The sequence below is a fragment of the Streptomyces cyaneus genome, assembly GCF_004028635.1.
GTDB lineage: Bacteria > Actinomycetota > Actinomycetes > Streptomycetales > Streptomycetaceae > Streptomyces > Streptomyces cyaneus.
The window spans coordinates 657,789-672,992 of the sequence record NZ_RQJW01000006.1 but is presented as its reverse complement, the minus strand read 5'-3'; the positions used below and the strand labels follow the sequence as shown (position 1 = coordinate 672,992).

Here is a 15,204-nt window from a genome sequence, read left to right as displayed (position 1 = left end):
GCTCCCAGGAGGTGTCCGACGCATGGGACGACGGTGGCGTGATGGGCCGGGGACGATGGTCGTGCACGGCGAGCGGGGTGACGTTTCGGTTCCCCTGGAGGTCGCGTCGTCGTATCGGGCCCGTACGAAGGGGCTCCTGGGGCGAGACTCCGTCGACGGGGCGATGCTGCTCACGCCCGCCAGCGGCGTGCACACCTTCCGCATGCGCATCCCCATCGACGTCGCGTACCTCGACCGCAAGCTCACCGTCATCGCCGTACGCACCATGAAACCCGGCCGCCTGGGCCTGCCCCGACTCCGCTCACGGCATGTGCTGGAGGCGGAGGCCGGGGCGATGGCGGGGTGGGGGGTGCGGGTCGGAGTGCGGGTCGGGGTGCGGGTGCCGGTCGAGACCGAGTGACGAGCCTCAAAGCCTTCGCACGAGCCGGACAGCTGATCGGTCACTCTGCGTCGATGTCGGGTCGGATCTCCACGGTGAACACCGCGTCCTCGGGCCCGTCGCCTTCCCTGTCCTCCCAGACGATCACGCGCACATGCCTCTGCCCGGCGCCCCCCATCTCCCACTCGGTCACCAGGTCGGTGACGACGAGGGCTGCGACGTACTCGGCGGTCTCTTCAGGATCGTCGGTGACGACGGTCCCCCGCCACCGCTCAGGACGGCTGCCGTAGGGGCCCCAGCCCTGTGAACCGTGCGGCTCGTCCACCCGGTACACCCAGCCCTTCTCGGTGCCCATGGCACCGATCCTGCCACTCGAGGGGGCCATGCGCTGTTCGGATCGGCCTCCCCCTCCAGCCGGCGAGCAGGACGTTCACGTCAGCCCTCCGTACGCGGGAACGACACCTCCACCCGCCGGTTCTTCTTACGCCCCGCCTCCGTCGCGTTCGAAGAGATCGGGTACTGCTCGCCGTACCCCCGTACCTCGTACGTGACCGTCGAGTCGTTCAGTTCCGCTTCCAGGATCCCCTGTACGGCGTTCGCGCGCTTCCTGGACAGGACGTCGCCGTGGGCCGAGGAGCCGAGGTTGTCGGTGAAGCCGAAGACGCGGATCCGGGGGGCTTTCTGGGTCTTGATCTCCTCGGCGATCTCCGAGATACGGGCCTTCGCCTCGCCGGTCAGCTTCGCGCTGTCCTTGGGGAAGAGGACCTCCGCCTGGAGGGCGAACTTCACGTCCGTGTTGGTGTCTTCCCGGCGTTCCTCACCGGCCTGGTCCTCGACGACCTGCTTGATGTCCAGGACCTTGGGTTCCGCAAGGGTCGCCCCCTCGGGAAGCTTGAGGTCGGGGTCGTTCGCGTCCACTTCGACGGGCGCGGCGGCTGTCGCTTCGGTACCGGGCGGGACGACGGGGTCGTCGGCTGCGTCGGCTGTTGTGGCGCCGAGGATGTGGGTGGCGAGCATGACTGTGGCTGCGGTGAGGGTGATCGAGATGCGGGTCATCGGGCGCCTCATCCGGAGATCTGGATGGCCGCGGCGGCGAAGGTCGGCAGCTGGAAGGTGACCTCGGCGGTGTCCGTGGGCGGAGAGGGGAACTGCATGAACACGGCCAGGCTCTCGCCGGCTTTGAGGGACGAGAAACCCGTGGTGGTCAGCGGACGGCCGTCCGTGTCACGCAGGACGTAGTACCGCTTCTTGCTTTTCGAGTCGACGAGTGTGGCACCGCCGAGCGACCTGCCGTTCCTGATGATCTCGGTCTCATTGCCGCTCAACGCGGACGGGACCGAGATGCTCTTGGCCCCGTCGTTCTTCAGGTTGCCGTTCACGGTGATGAAACCGCCAGAATCCCGCTGGGCAGAGGTGATCTGGAGGAGCAGTCCGTCCGAACCCTTCAACTCCGCCAAGGGCTCGTCCGCCTGTCCCTCTTGGGCACTCAGGTCGGATCCACCGTTGGTGGGAGCGGAAGCCGAAGCCTGCGGCTTCTTGTCGTCGTCCCCTCCACCGCCACAGGCGGCCACGCCGAGGGCCAGACCAGCCGCAACGGTCAGCGCGACCATCCCCCTGTGGGCCTTCGTCGTGAACCGAATGCTCATGCCTCTGCTTCCTTCGTCACTCGTCGTTCGCTTGTCAGTCGGCCAGATGGACGTCGAAGAGGTCCTCAGGGTCCGGAAGGGTGGTCGGATCGTCCGGGTCCGGGTCCCAGTTCTCGTCCTCGCAGGTGAGTTGCGGCAGTGGCAGTACGTCGTTCCCGTCGCCGCCCCCGGAGCCCTCGCCGGGGAGTTCGAACGTGCACCGGGGCTCGATCACGGCAGTGGCGAACGCCACCGACTTCTTGTTCGCATTGCCGGGGACGATCGAGTCTCCGACGGGCTTGTCCGTCCTGACCTCGACCTCGTAGCGCAAAATCCCTGGATCGCAGCTTTCTACATGCGCATCGTTCTGCGCCGCGAGCTGATCTGCCCGCCAGCACGACAGATCCAGGCCCTCCACGTCACCGTCGAAAATGTCCTGCCACTTCGTCGGGTCGAGTACGTCCTCCACCCACTTGCCCGCGAGTTGGTCCCGCGTGTCCAGCGCCGCCGCCAAAGCTGCCGCGTCCGCCGCAGTTTGGGCGCCGTTCCGGTTTGCCGCGGCCTGGCCGACCGCAAGGTAAGCGAACGCGAGAAAAAGCAGGCCCGCCACCACCGTGATGTAGATGGGGAAGGCCTGCCCGGCGTCGCCGTACCTTGGTGGTCGCATCAGCCGCCGGTCACCTCGGTGATCTTGTCCGTGATCGCATCGAAGATCGTCTGACCGATGTCCGTCCCCGTAATCGCCAACACGATCGCCACAACCACCGCGATGATCCCCAGATACTCCACCGCCGTCTGCCCCTTGTCGTCGCGAGCGGCACGGGAGCGCAGGTACTCGACGGTCGTGTTGATCCAGTTGCTCATGGTGTTCCCCTCCGGTGTCCGGCGATCGCTGAGCGCTTGGCTCATGCACAGGAGAAACGTAAGCGTGAATACCGGAAACACCAGAGGGTCCCTGGGCCCAATTCCGGGCCCCGGCCGAAAACCATCGCTGTGTCATCGCCGGTCAACTCCGTCCTGGGTGTGAACCCGGGGCCGTACCCAGCCACTTGGCCGCCGCTTCCGCGCGACTGGTGCTATGGAGTTTGGCGAAGATCCTGTTGATGTGGTTCTTGACCGTCTTCTCGCTGATGAAGCAGGCGGCGGCGATCTGCTGGTTGTTCATGCCCGATGCGATGAGGTCCATGATCTCCGCCTCCCTCCTGCTCAGCTGGAACCGCGACCTGTACGACGACGACTGTCCCATATCTGGTTGCAGTTGCGAAAGCGGTTCCTCGAAATTCCCTGTAGCGGTTGGATCCTTGGCGTTTGCTTGCGCGAGGGACGCCAAAGCCGTGGAAGTGAAGTGGGGGCGGCCGTCCTTCATGTCCCGCACCGCCCTGACCAGTTCGTCCGCCGTGAACTCCCCGTGCACCAGATAGCCGACCGCCCCTCGACGCATCGCCGCGCGGACCGTCTCCGACTCCCCGCTGTACGTCAGCATCATCACCGGGGCTGTACGGACAAGGTGCGGGAGCGCCTCGATGCCGTCCATGCCCGGCATGCGGACGTCCAGGAGAATCGCGTCGGGGCGGTGCTGGAGGGCGGCCTCGTGGGCCTCGTGGCCGTTGGTCGCCTCGGCCACGACCGTTATGTCCTCGTGGGCGGAGAGGAGAGCCGTCAGACCTGCGCGGACCACTGGGTTGTCGTCGGCCACGACGATCCGGAGGGGGGTGTTCATGTGGTCGCCTTTGTTGTCGTCAGGGCTGCCAGCGGGAGTTCCAGTCGGACCTCCGTGCCGCGGGAGTGGCTGCCCTTGCCGAGGTGCATGCGGGCGCCGATCGAGGCAGCTCGTTCGGCCATGCCGATCAGACCGAAGTGGCCTGACCGGCGGAGGTGTTCGGAGCTGGTGTCGGTGGGCAGTCCCTGCCCGTCGTCCTGGACCGTCAGATGCAGCACGTCGCCCTGGACACCTGCTCGTACGTCGACCCGGGTCGCGTTCGCGTGGCGGTGGGCGTTCTCCATGGCCTCCTCGGTGATGGTGAGGAGTTGACGGGCGACGGCCGGCGGCACCGGAGGTGCGGGGGCCTCGCCCATGGAGACGTATGCGGCTCGCATGCCGGTACGGGTCGCGAAGTCCTCGATACGAGCGGCCAGTTCCGACGCGATGTCCGTCGCCTGGTCCGGATCGGACTCGCGGCGCAGGTCCGCCAGAAGTTCCCGGGACTCCGCCGCGGCTCGGCGGGCGGAGCGTGCCACCAGTTCCGCCTGCTGCCTGATGCGGGCCGGGTCCATCGAGGCCGACGCCGAGGAAGCCGCCAGCCCCTCCGCCGCCAGCGCCACACCGTGCAGCGTCTTGGCCACCGAGTCGTGCATCTCGCGGGCCAGGCGGGCTCGTTCCGCGCTGACCGCCTCCGTCACCGCCAGGCGGGCCTGGATCGTCGTGAGGGCCTGGGTGGCCGTGCCGAAGCGGAGCATGAGGTTGCGCAGGGACGAGCCGAGCGCACCCGTTATGACGCACAGGCCCGGCAGGAGGAGCTTCTCCGCCAAGCCGCTGCCCGCCTGCGCGTCCCTGTTGATCGCGTAGGCCAGCAGCAGGATCAGGGACTGCGCGCTGGCGAACACCGCCGCGCCCCGGTAGCCGTAGACGATGCCGGCCAGGAGCGGGGTGCAGACGCTGACGTAGGCCAGGGTGGTGTCCGGGCCGGCGGAGATCAGCAGGAGGGAAGTGAAGAGGGTGTCCACCGCCAGGAGGGTGGGGTGGCGCAGGAGGAGCGGTCCGAAGCGTTCCCAGTCGCGGAACAGGGCGTACGAGGCCATGAAGGTGATGACCACCGCCGCGCCCACCAGCCGGGTGCCCAGGCCCGGTGCCGCGTTGAGCAGGGCCCCGGGTGCCGCGAGCGCGATCATGGCGAGGCGGAAGCCGAAGACCTGGCGACACATCGCCTGGAGGGCGTTTATCTGGAGGGGGATCTTCGACGACTGCTCGACTTCCCCGGACTTCCCGGAAGCCCCGCGGCGTCGCAGACGCCGGAAGCCGACCCTCCGTACGCCCGTCCCTGGGCCTGTGCCTTGGCCTGTGTCTGTGCCTGTGTCTGTGCCTGTGTCTGTGCCTGTGTCTGGTGGCCCTGCCCCTGCCCCTGCGCCTGACCCCGAACTCGTCTCCGACCCCGCACTCCTCCCCGACCGCGACCCCGACCCCGACCCCGTCCTCATCCTCACCGGCACACCCGCCATCGCCCGCCCTCCCCTCTACTCCCCCGTCAACGACCCGAAGTCCGTCCCCGACCCCAGCAACAGCCCCGCGCCCAGCAGGATCATCGTCGCCGGGACCATGAACGTCGTGATCATCATCGTGGCCTTGGGTACCGCCCGAGCCGCCTTCCGCCGGGCGTTCTGGGCGTCCGTGCGGCGCATGTCCTTCGCCAGCGCCACCAGCGTGTCGACGATCGGCGCGCCCAGTTCCTCCCCCTGCTGGAGTGCCGTCACGAACATCGCCACCTGCTCGGAGTCGTTCCTGCGCCTCAGCTCCGCGAAGGCCTGGCGGCGGCTCATGCCGAGGTCCATCTGGCGCAGGGTGATGCGCAGTTCGTCGGCCCAGGGGCCCTCGTACTTCGAGGCGACCCGGTCCAATGCCTGGCGGAAGCCCAGGCCCGCGCTCACCACCACCGCCAGTACGTCCAGGAAGTCCGGCAGGGTGCGTTCGATCTCGTCCTTCCTGATCCGGATCGCCGACCAGATGCCGACCTCCGTCCAGAAGGCGCCGAAGGCCAGGAGGAGGAGAGCTATCAGTACCTGGCCGCGCAGGAGGAACACCAGGAAGCCGACCGCGCCCAGGAAGCCGTACACCGCACGCCTGGCCGCATAGCGGTCGATGGTCAGGCCGCCGGGGTTGCCCGCGAGGTCGATCTTGCGGCGGTACTTGGCGACCAGCTTCGGGCCCATCAGGCGCAGCACGGCGGGGGCGTAGCGCATGCCCATGCGGTCGATGAGCGAGTCCACGGCGCCGGTGCGGGTCGCGCCGATCTCCAGGGCCAGCGCCAGATCGCCGGGCAGTTTCGCCTCCGCGCGGTACATGCGGATGCCGGCGAAGATCCCCCACACGCTCAGGGCGGCCACCAGCGCCAGGAGGAATCCCAGTGGTCCCAGTCCCATCATCGTCCCCATCGTCTTCGTCCTCCCTGCCCGCGCCTCAGACGTCGATCCGCGACAGGCGGCGGATCAGGATGAAGCCGACCGCGTACAGCCCGAACGCGATCAGCACCGCCGCCTGGCCCGCCGGCGAACCCGTCATGCGGTCCAGGGCGCCGTCCTTCACGCCGTTCATCAGGAACAGGGAGCCGACGCCCAGTGCCGGGACCGCGTACGACGTCATGCTCACCTGGGAGAGCTGTGTACGGACCTCGCGTCGCGTCTCCTTGCGCTCCTCCAGCGTCTCCGTCAGGTTCCGCAGCGCGCTGACCACCTGGCCGCCGGCCCGGTTGGACAGCACCAGCGTGGTCACCAGGACGACCAGCTCGCGGGACGGCAGGCGTTCCGTGAGCTCACCGAGAGCGTCGTCCATGGAGGCGCCCAGGGCCAGCTGGTTGGAGACCTTGGCGAGTTCCTCGCCAGCCGGGGCCTCCAGTTCCTCCGCGGCCAGGCCGATGGCCGTGCGGAGGGCGAGGCCCGCGTGGGCGGCGTTGGCCAGGATGCGGGCCAGTTCGGGGAGTTGGTTGATGAACTTCTCGATGCGCTTCTGGCGTTGCCAGTTGAGGAACTGGACCGCGGCCCAGATGCCCAGGAGGCCCGCGATCGGGCCGAAGAAGGGCGCGAGGGTCGCCTGGCCGATCAGCCACAGGCCCGCCACCGTCGCCAGCATGTAGACGAAGAACTCGCCCGGGGTGACGTCCAGGCCGGTTGCCGCCAGGCGGAGTTCCAGCCGCTTTCCCAGCTTCGTACGGCGCAGGCGACGGTCCAGGTCCGTGAAGCGGCGCCGGCGGCCGCCGGATCCGGTGAGCTGGCCGGTGGAAGTCAGGCGGTCGACCAGGGCCTGGCGCTGGGCCCGGCCGGCGGCGTGGGCGTGGACGCCCACCACAGCCAGGGCGCAGGTCAGCAGGGCGACGCCGGTCGTGAGGGTGATGCGGGTCTGCAGGTCCATGGGTGGGTCCTACCTGGCTTCTCGGGTGGCGAGCTCGAGCGGGGACTGGGCGACGCCGAAGGCCTGGGGTATCGGCTGGCTCGCCATGTAGAGGCGGTCCGCGGTGCGGCGCGGGAGGGGGTAGTACGCGAAGGCGCCGTGGACGCGGCCGTCCGGCGTCATGGGATGGGCGTTGAAGCGGGCCGCCGTCGCCAGGCGGTACGGCTCCGCGCCGTGGCTGTCCAGGATGGCGATCTCGGTGATCCTGCGGGCGCCGTCCGGGAAACGGGTCAGCTGGATGATCACGTCCACCGCGCTGTTGATCTGGTCGTGCAGCGCCTCGAAGGGGACCGTCACGTCGGACATGGACGCGAGGGTCTTCAGTCGCATCAGGGCGTCCTCCGTGCTGTTGGCGTGCACGGTGGCGAGGGAGCCGTCGTGACCGGTCGACATCGCCTGGAGCATGTCCAGGGACTCACCGCCGCGGACCTCACCGACGACGATGCGGTCGGGGCGCATGCGCAGGGAGTTGCGGACCAGGTCGCGGATGGTCACCTGGCCCTTGCCCTCCACGTTCGGCGGGCGCGACTCCAGCCGGATCACATGGGACTGCTGGAGCTGGAGTTCGGCCGAGTCCTCGATGGTGATGATGCGCTCGCGCTCGGGGATCAGCCCCGACAGGGCGTTGAGCAGCGTGGTCTTGCCCGTGCCCGTGGCGCCCGAGACGATGATGTTGAACTTCGCCTGCACCAGCCCGGCCAGCAGATACACCATGGGCTCGTCGAGCGAGCCGAGGCCGATCATCTCGTGCAGGGTGAAGGAGCGGGGGAAGCGGCGGATCGTCAGCGTCGCGCCGGTGAGCGCCAGCGGCGGGATGATGACGTTCACGCGCTCGCCGGACGGCAGACGTGCGTCCACCATGGGGTTCGACTCGTCCACGCGCCGGTTCACCGTCGAGACGATCCGCTCGATGGTCTGCATCAGCTGGTCGTGGGAGGGGAAGCGCAGCGGCAACTGCTCGACGCGGCCCGCGCGTTCGACGAAGATCGCGTCCGGGCCGTTCACCATGATCTCGGTGATCGACGCGTCCTCCAGCAGCGGCTCCAGGATGCCCAGCCCGAGTGCCTCGTCGACGACCCTGCGGATCAGCTGCGAGCGCTCGACCGTCGACAGCACCGGGCCCTCACGGCTGATGATGTGCCCGAGCACCCGCTCCAGGCGGGCCCGGCGCTCGGCCGCGGCAAGCGAGCTCATCTCGGCGAGGTCGATCTCCTCCAGGAGCTTGGCCCGGTACGAGGCGACCAGGTGGCCGTCCTCGCCCCGCCCGGTGTTCTCCTCGGGGGTGTTGATGCGTGACCTCAGGCTCATGTGGATCCTCGTTCAGTGGTCGAGCGGCATGGTCGCGGTCTTCTGGGCGTCGTCGAAGTTCCAGCCGGGGACGATCGACGGGATCTCGACGACGGCGGTGACGGTGACCTCGTCGCCGCCCTCCGCGGGGACGCAGGTGACGGACAGCCAGTCGCTGATCGCGGTCGCACAGGCGTCCTGCGCGCTCTCGTCCAGCGAGGCCGCCCGGGCGCCCGCCCTGGCCGCGGTGCCGGCCTGCTGGGCGGTGTAGGCGATGAGCCCGACCTGTACGCCGGCCATGGCGACGAGGATCAGGATCGGGATGAACCCGAGGTACTCGATGGCGACCTGGCCGCGGTCGCGGCCTTCGCGGCCTTCGCGGCGGGGGAAAAGTCGGTACGACATCTCAGTCCTTCTCCTCCTGCACGGCCCCCGCATGGCCCTCGACGGTGAACGGGAAGCCGATCGAGCCGGGGAAGAGGACGGGCACCTCCAGCTGCACATCGGCCGTCACGTACAGGCCGTTCGCCTCGCACTGCACACCGGCGCCGCCCTCCCACGCGCTCGGCAGATGCTGTAGCCCGGCCTCCTCGCAAGCCGCCTGCCCCTCGGAGGCCGCGCCCGCCCGCGCTGCCTCGTCCGCAGCATTCCCCGCCAGTGAGAATGTGTATCCCAGCAGCACGAACTGCCACACCAGCACCAGGGTGATGATGATCAGCGGGGTCATGCCGAGGAACTCGATGGTGACCTGGCCCTTGTCGCCCCCGATCCGCCGCCCCTGGTCCCTCCGCCTCTCCTTGTCCCTCCGCCGCCCCTCGTCCCCCCGCCGCCCCCTCACCGCCCGAGCTCCTTGCGCCGCCGGAACGTCAGCGCCGTACGGTCCCCGCCCCGCGCCCGGCCGTTGCGGCGCTGGTGGGCCGCGCCCTCGGTGCCCTTGACCAGGCCCAGCTCCCCCGCGAGCGCCCACAGGGCCTGTTTGACCGACCCCTTGCTGTCCAGCTCGTGCACCCGGCCGGCGTCGACCGCGCCCTGGAGTTCCTTGAAGTTGGCGGGGATCGCGGTGCTCGCGATGCCCGTGCCGGTGATCCGCTGGATCAGGGCGGGCTGGATCTCCGTAGCGCGCGAGTAGCGGTTGACGACGATCGTGGTCTCCTCCGCCTTGCGGATCTGCAGGCGGTCCCACATCCGTACCGTCCGCTTGGCGCCGCGCACCGCGACCACGTCCGGGGTGGTGACGAGGAGCGCCGTGTCGGCCATCTCCACGGCGGCCGCGCTCGCGCCGGTCAGCTGGGCGCCGCAGTCGACGACGACGACCTCGTAGCGGGAGCGCAGGGCGCTGACGATGTGGCGGGCGGCGCGGTCGGTGACCTCCTCGCCGCGTTCGCCGTCGCCGGGGGCGAGGAGCAGGGCGACCCCGGTGTCGTGCCGGAACACCGCGTCCGCCAGCACGCGCGGGGTGATGTCGTTGATGGTGGCGAGGTCGACGACCGAGCGGCGGAACTGGATGTCGAGGTAGGCGGCGATGTCGCCGGTCTGCAGGTCCATGTCGAGCAGAGCGGTGCTGCGACCCGACGCCTGGGCGGCGAGGGCCAGTTGGATGGCGGTGAGGGTGGTCCCGACCCCGCCCTTCGCACCGCTCACCGTCACGACCGTGCCGCCGACGCCGCTGAACACATCGCCGCCGGCGCCCAGATGCCGCCGTACGCCCACCGACCACTGGGCCACGGCGTGGACGCGGCTGGCCAGCTCCTCGTAGCTCAGCGGCAGGGCGACCAGGCCCCGCGCGCCGTAGTCCATGGCGGCCTGGAAGAGGCCGGGGCCGGCGTCGGAGGTGACGAGGATGACGCCCACCGCGGGGAAGCGGAGGGCGACCTCACGGATGAGTTCCAGGGCCGGGACGGGGCCGATGCGCTCGTGGACGACGACGACCTCGGGCAGCTCGTCGATGGACTCGGCGGCCAGCCGGGCGAGGGTGTCGACGAGCTGGGTGGAGTCGGCCACCGGGGCCACCGGCTCGGCGTCGGGGAGCTGGCTGAGCAGCGTCGTGAGGGACCGGACCGCGTCCGCGTCGCCGACCGCCGGGAGGATCCTCGTGGGCATGGGGGCCTCTCACTTGTCCTTGGCGAGTTCGTAGGTGCGGTCCGTCGCGTCGACGTCGGAGCCGGTACCGGGTGCCACCAGGGCGAGCCGGACCTCGTCGGCGAACGACTCGGCGTACGTGATGCGCTGAGCGTCGATGGTCTGGAGGGCGAAGGTGATCGGGAAGGCGTCGGTGGGCTCGCGGTCGCGGTCGTCGGCGTCCGGCTTGAGGGTGATCGGCTCGCCCACGTCGATGACCCTGGCGTTCTCCACGATCAGCTTGGACTGGTCGGGGTCGCCGTCGCGCTGCCCCTGGAAGGTGGCGTAGACGTTGACCGTGGAGCCCGGGGTGATCTTGCCGGCCACGCCGGTCGCCGCGTCGATCATGATGGCGATCTCCTGCTCGCCCGACTTCAGGGCGGGCTGGTCGACGATCATGTCGCTCTGGAGCAGGGAGCCCTTCTGCAGGGTCGTGACGGCGATCTTGCCCTGGATCTCGCGGAGGTCGGTGACCGCGTTCTCCGACAGCCACCGCTCGGGCATCTCGGTCTTCTCGAACTGGCCGGCGCTGAGCTGCGTGTAGGGGGCGACGTTCGCCTTGACCCGGTAGGCGGTGACCTCGGGACCGACCTTGGACTTCACGTCGTTGATGACGGAGAGGACGCCGGCGAAGGCGCCGAGGGCGCACACGACCGACAGGAGCAGGAGTATCACGCCGCGGCGCTGACGGGAGTTCATGAACCGGACAACCTCATTGGGGGAATCGGTCGGGAGCGGTCGGGTGGGTCGGGGCGGCCTTGAGCGGCCGGGGTCCGGTCAGCCTGCGCGGGCCGGTTGCTCGTGGGCGGGCGGGAGGGCGGAGCAGAAGACGCAGCGGTCGCCGATGACGTCGATGCCGCACCAGTGACAGGAGTTCTGCCGTACCGAGGTGACGAGCTGGTAAAGCACCGACAGGTCGGGCAGATAGGCGCAGAACTCGATCAGCTTGGGCGTCCCCCACCAGGTGGCCGACTCGGCGGGCAGCACCGCCTCGCGCAGGCCCTGCGCGTTCCAGACCTTGACCAGGTTGGAGGTGACCCAGTCGGACTGCAGCTGCCCCGGGGCGACCAGCATCGACGTGCGGAACTCCGGGCCGCTGAGGGTGGCGCCGGGGGCGATCCGGACCAGTTGCGGGGTCGGGTGGGCGAGCACGCCGAACTGGCTGCCGGGCACCCAGGACTTGGCGTGCGACTTGAGGTCCACGGGGACGCGGTCCAGCTTGGCGACGGAGCCGAGGAGCGCTCCGGCGTGGATGTAGTGGGTGAGCAGCCGGCCGGCCGAGGCGAGGACGCCGGGGCTGAGGTCGCAGGAGGCCAGCTGCCGCAGCTGGCGGGCGAGGACGGCGAGTCCGAGGGGGGGCAGTTCGGGGCGGAACACGGCGATGCGGTCGCTCTCCAGCAGGGACCGTACGGTGTGCAGCCGCTGCTCCACGGCCCGGGGGACGGCCTGGGAGCAGACGACGACCACATGGCCGTACTGCTCGATCAGCCCCTGTATGTCCTCCAAGGACCGCTCCAGCGGCTCCCGGTCGAGGTCCCCGAGCACGACGGCGGGCACGGTTCGCTCGTCCTGCGCCGGCAGCGCCATGTCGGCGCTGGTCACGGCAATGGCAGTTGGCACGCGCAGCTCCCCGATGACTTCATTGCGTGACTATCTCAGCACTGTATCCACGGCTCTGCGGCCGGAAAACAGCTTCTGTCCAGCCGAGAAGCAACTCCACTCGCACAAGTCACGCCAAAACGGGGCAGGTTGCGCACACGGTTTCTCCACTACCGGAATCTCTTGACAGGTGAATTGGTCTGGACCAAGTTGTTCAGCATGTCTCTTGTCATGTCCATACGCAGCAGATTCCGGGTGGGCGCGGTCACCGCCGCCCTCGCCCTCGCCTTCCTCCCCGCAGGCCCCGCCTCGGCCGCGGACGTCAACAACGCCAAGAACGCCGGCTTCGAGTCCGGCCTGAGCAACTGGACCTGTTCCGCGAACAGCGGCACGACCGTCTCCGCACCGGTGCACGGCGGCTCGGCCGCGCTCAAGGCCACCCCGGCCGGGCAGGACAACGCCCGCTGCACCCAGGCGGTGGCGGTGAAGCCCAACTCCACGTACACGCTGAGCGCGTGGGTGCAGGGCGGCTACACCTACCTGGGCGTGACGGGCACGGGCACGACCGACGTGTCGACCTGGACGCCGGACTCGACGGCCTGGAAGCAGTTGTCGACCACCTTCACCACCGGCGCCTCGACGACCTCGGTGACGGTGTACACGCACGGCTGGTACGGGCAGGCGGCGTACTACGCGGACGACGTGTCCGTGTACGGCCCCGACGGCGGCGGTGGCACCGACCCCTCCCCCACGATCCCGGGGGCGCCCAGCGGCCTGTCCGTGTCGGGTACGACGTCCTCGTCGATCTCCCTGGCCTGGAACACGGTCTCCGGCGCGAGCGGCTACAACGTCTACCGCAACGGCACGAAGGTGACGGCCGTGACCGGCACCTCGGCCACCGTGACCGGGCTCGCGGCCTCGACGTCGTACTCCTTCCAGGTCACGGCGACCAACGCGGCCGGTGAGTCGGCGAAGTCGGCGGCGGTGACGGGCACGACGAACACGCCGACCGGCCCCGGCCCCGCGCTCCCCAAGCACGCGGTGACCGGCTACTGGCAGAACTTCAACAACGGCGCCACCGTGCAGAAGCTCGCCGACGTCCAGTCCCAGTACGACATCATCGCCGTCGCCTTCGCGGACGCGACCTCGACGCCGGGTGCGGTGACCTTCAACCTGGACTCGGCCGGGCTGGGCGGCTACACGGTCGACCAGTTCAAGGCCGACATCAGGGCGAAGCAGTCGGCCGGGAAGAAGGTCATCGTCTCGGTCGGCGGCGAGCGCGGCACGGTGGCGGTGAACGACGCGGCGTCGGCCACGAACTTCGCGAACTCGGTGTACTCGCTCATGCAGACGTACGGCTTCGACGGCGTCGACATCGACCTGGAGAACGGCCTCAACGCGACCTACATGACACAGGCGCTGCGCTCGCTCTCGGCGAAGGCGGGCTCGTCGCTGATCATCACGATGGCACCGCAGACCATCGACATGCAGTCGACGTCGAACACCTACTTCCAGACCGCGCTGAACATCAAGGACATCCTCACGGTCGTCAACATGCAGTACTACAACAGCGGTTCGATGCTGGGCTGCGACGGCAAGGTCTACAGCCAGGGCTCGGTGGACTTCCTGACCGCCCTGGCCTGCATCCAGCTGGAGGGCGGCCTGGCCCCGTCCCAGGTGGGGCTGGGTCTGCCGGCCTCCACGCGGGGCGCGGGCAGTGGGTACGTGTCACCGTCGATCGTGAACAACGCCCTGGACTGCCTGACGAAGGGCACGAACTGCGGCTCGTTCAAGCCGTCGCGGACGTACCCCGACCTGCGGGGCGCGATGACCTGGTCGACGAACTGGGACGCGACGGCGGGCAACGCCTGGTCGGGCGCCGTCGGCCCGCATGTGCACGGGCTGCCGTAGGGGCCCTCACCCCATGGGCCGGTAATGGCCGAGCACCCAGGCCAGCTGCGGGAACCACTCCTGCAGTCGCGTCCGGGGCTTGGCCTCCACCACGCACTCGTAGAACCTGCCGTCCACATGGACCACGGCGACCATCAGGGCCTTGCCGTCCGGGCTCGCCCGGTAGTGGACGCTGCGGACCTCGGGCCACTGGAACTCGATGGTGAGGCCGGACATCTCGAAGGCGACGCCGGACGCGTCGACGACGACCGCATTGCGTTTGTCGATGGCCAGGAACTCCGGGCCGGCCGGAGCGGGCTGGGGCGGGACCTGGCCGTAGGGAGGTTGGCCGTAGGGAGGCTGTACGGGCGCGTGTGGGGGCGGCACGGGCGCGTACGCGGGCTGCGCGGGCGGGAACTGCGGTGGGGGCGGGCCGAAGCCGGGGCCGGGTGATGGTGGCTGCTCGGTCATCCGTCGGGTCCTCGGTCCTCGTACTCGTTGGAACTGATTCGGCTTGCGGTGAAACATTCTCCCAGCCCTGCCGCATCAGTGAAGTGAGGACCTCATCGGCAGCCGGCGCACCGGTGCACAGCAACAGGGGGAACGCATGAGACAGGCCCGCGCGGACGAGTACGCGCAGTTCGCGGTGGCCAGGGCCGGGCATCTGTACCGGTCGGCCTGTCTGCTGACCGCCGGGGACACCCATCTCGCCGAGGACCTCGTCCAGGAGACCCTGGGCCGGATCTACGTCCGCTGGGGACGGGTGTCCCGGGTGGACAACCCCGCCGGGTACGCGCAGACCGTCCTCACCCGCACCTTCCTCGCCCATCAGCGGCGGCGCAGCAGCACCGAGCGGGCCACGGACACGATTCCCGACCGGGCGGCGGCCGACGGCGGACACGGTGACGTGTCGCTGCGGCTCACCCTGCTTCAGGCCCTCGCCCGGCTGCCCGCCAAGGACCGGGCCGTGGTCGTCCTGCGGTACTGGGAGGACCGGTCCGTCGAGGAGACCGCCGACGCGCTGAACGCCAGTTCCGCCGCGGTGCGCACGCGGTGCACCCGGGCGCTCGGGCGGCTGCGCGCGCTGCTGGGCGAGGACCTCGGCGAGTACGCGGCCCGCTGAACCGCGCCCCCTCTCTCACGACCCC

19 protein-coding genes are annotated in these 15,204 nt (G+C 69.6%); 3 read left to right on the top strand and 16 right to left on the bottom strand.

The genetic code is table 11. From position 1 onward, the window contains the following. The first annotated feature begins 22 nt into the window (after positions 1–22). Positions 23–400 carry a DUF192 domain-containing protein gene (locus EHO50_RS25250; protein ID WP_128433429.1) on the top strand — a complete coding sequence of 126 codons (378 nt, stop codon included), beginning with the start codon at positions 23–25 and terminating at the stop codon, positions 398–400. 40 nt (positions 401–440) lie between these two features. Here the strand turns inward: EHO50_RS25250 and EHO50_RS25245 are convergent, their stop codons facing one another. The 15 genes from EHO50_RS25245 to EHO50_RS25175 all read right to left on the bottom strand — a co-directional run bounded on the left by EHO50_RS25245 (position 441) and on the right by EHO50_RS25175 (position 12,154). Beyond that, on the bottom strand, positions 441–734 hold the full coding sequence (locus EHO50_RS25245) for a hypothetical protein (protein WP_128433428.1): 294 nt from the start codon (positions 732–734) through the stop codon (positions 441–443). Between the two features lie 80 nt (positions 735–814). After that, the gene (locus EHO50_RS25240) at positions 815–1,435 is read right to left on the bottom strand and encodes an OmpA family protein (RefSeq protein WP_128433427.1); all 621 of its coding nucleotides are present in this window, start codon (positions 1,433–1,435) and stop codon (positions 815–817) included. Between the two features lie 8 nt (positions 1,436–1,443). Beyond that, positions 1,444–2,025 (bottom strand): hypothetical protein, encoded by a 582-nt coding sequence (locus EHO50_RS25235; RefSeq protein ID WP_128433426.1) that lies wholly within the window; start codon positions 2,023–2,025, stop codon positions 1,444–1,446. A 34-nt stretch (positions 2,026–2,059) separates the two neighbouring features. Continuing rightward, positions 2,060–2,671: a pilus assembly protein TadG-related protein gene (locus EHO50_RS25230; protein ID WP_128433425.1), complete on the bottom strand. Its 612-nt coding sequence runs from the start codon at positions 2,669–2,671 to the stop codon at positions 2,060–2,062. Continuing rightward, complete coding sequence (locus EHO50_RS25225) at positions 2,671–2,868, bottom strand: Flp family type IVb pilin (RefSeq protein WP_128433424.1); 198 nt, start codon at positions 2,866–2,868, stop codon at positions 2,671–2,673. The genes EHO50_RS25230 and EHO50_RS25225 overlap by 1 nt, the downstream gene beginning before the upstream one ends. A gap of 142 nt (positions 2,869–3,010) precedes the next feature. After that, positions 3,011–3,724 carry a response regulator gene (locus EHO50_RS25220; protein WP_128433423.1) on the bottom strand — a complete coding sequence of 238 codons (714 nt, stop codon included), beginning with the start codon at positions 3,722–3,724 and terminating at the stop codon, positions 3,011–3,013. Continuing rightward, a complete protein-coding gene (locus EHO50_RS25215) occupies positions 3,721–5,199 on the bottom strand; it encodes a sensor histidine kinase (protein ID WP_425472254.1) in 1,479 nt (492 codons plus the stop codon). Before EHO50_RS25215 ends, EHO50_RS25220 begins: the two co-directional genes overlap by 4 nt. A gap of 36 nt (positions 5,200–5,235) precedes the next feature. Continuing rightward, positions 5,236–6,138 (bottom strand): DUF5936 domain-containing protein, encoded by a 903-nt coding sequence (locus EHO50_RS25210; RefSeq protein ID WP_181449695.1) that lies wholly within the window; start codon positions 6,136–6,138, stop codon positions 5,236–5,238. Positions 6,139–6,175: 37 nt separating this feature from the next. After that, positions 6,176–7,123 (bottom strand): type II secretion system F family protein, encoded by a 948-nt coding sequence (locus tag EHO50_RS25205; RefSeq protein ID WP_128433421.1) that lies wholly within the window; start codon positions 7,121–7,123, stop codon positions 6,176–6,178. A 9-nt stretch (positions 7,124–7,132) separates the two neighbouring features. Then, positions 7,133–8,470: a TadA family conjugal transfer-associated ATPase gene (locus tag EHO50_RS25200; RefSeq protein ID WP_128433420.1), complete on the bottom strand. Its 1,338-nt coding sequence runs from the start codon at positions 8,468–8,470 to the stop codon at positions 7,133–7,135. Between the two features lie 12 nt (positions 8,471–8,482). After that, on the bottom strand, positions 8,483–8,854 hold the full coding sequence (locus EHO50_RS25195) for a TadE/TadG family type IV pilus assembly protein (protein WP_128433419.1): 372 nt from the start codon (positions 8,852–8,854) through the stop codon (positions 8,483–8,485). A 1-nt stretch (position 8,855) separates the two neighbouring features. Further along, positions 8,856–9,176, bottom strand: coding sequence for a pilus assembly protein (locus tag EHO50_RS25190; RefSeq protein ID WP_128433532.1), 321 nt, complete (start codon positions 9,174–9,176; stop codon positions 8,856–8,858). A 107-nt stretch (positions 9,177–9,283) separates the two neighbouring features. Beyond that, entirely contained in the window at positions 9,284–10,549 is a 1,266-nt protein-coding gene (locus EHO50_RS25185; RefSeq protein WP_128433418.1) for a CpaE/TadZ family protein, read from the bottom strand. Between the two features lie 9 nt (positions 10,550–10,558). Beyond that, entirely contained in the window at positions 10,559–11,266 is a 708-nt protein-coding gene (cpaB, locus tag EHO50_RS25180; RefSeq protein ID WP_128433417.1) for a Flp pilus assembly protein CpaB, read from the bottom strand. A gap of 78 nt (positions 11,267–11,344) precedes the next feature. Then, positions 11,345–12,154 carry a hypothetical protein gene (locus tag EHO50_RS25175; RefSeq protein ID WP_128433531.1) on the bottom strand — a complete coding sequence of 270 codons (810 nt, stop codon included), beginning with the start codon at positions 12,152–12,154 and terminating at the stop codon, positions 11,345–11,347. 243 nt (positions 12,155–12,397) lie between these two features. Between EHO50_RS25175 and EHO50_RS25170 the strand changes: the two genes are divergently transcribed. Further along, entirely contained in the window at positions 12,398–14,077 is a 1,680-nt protein-coding gene (locus tag EHO50_RS25170) for a chitinase (RefSeq protein ID WP_246101402.1), read from the top strand. 6 nt (positions 14,078–14,083) lie between these two features. On the opposite strand, the gene EHO50_RS25165 is transcribed toward EHO50_RS25170, so the two are convergent. Beyond that, positions 14,084–14,527, bottom strand: a complete 444-nt coding sequence (locus tag EHO50_RS25165; protein ID WP_128433415.1) for a hypothetical protein — start codon at positions 14,525–14,527, stop codon at positions 14,084–14,086. Between the two features lie 136 nt (positions 14,528–14,663). Between EHO50_RS25165 and EHO50_RS25160 the strand changes: the two genes are divergently transcribed. Further along, positions 14,664–15,179 (top strand): SigE family RNA polymerase sigma factor, encoded by a 516-nt coding sequence (locus EHO50_RS25160; RefSeq protein ID WP_128433414.1) that lies wholly within the window; start codon positions 14,664–14,666, stop codon positions 15,177–15,179. Positions 15,180–15,204 lie beyond the last annotated feature (25 nt).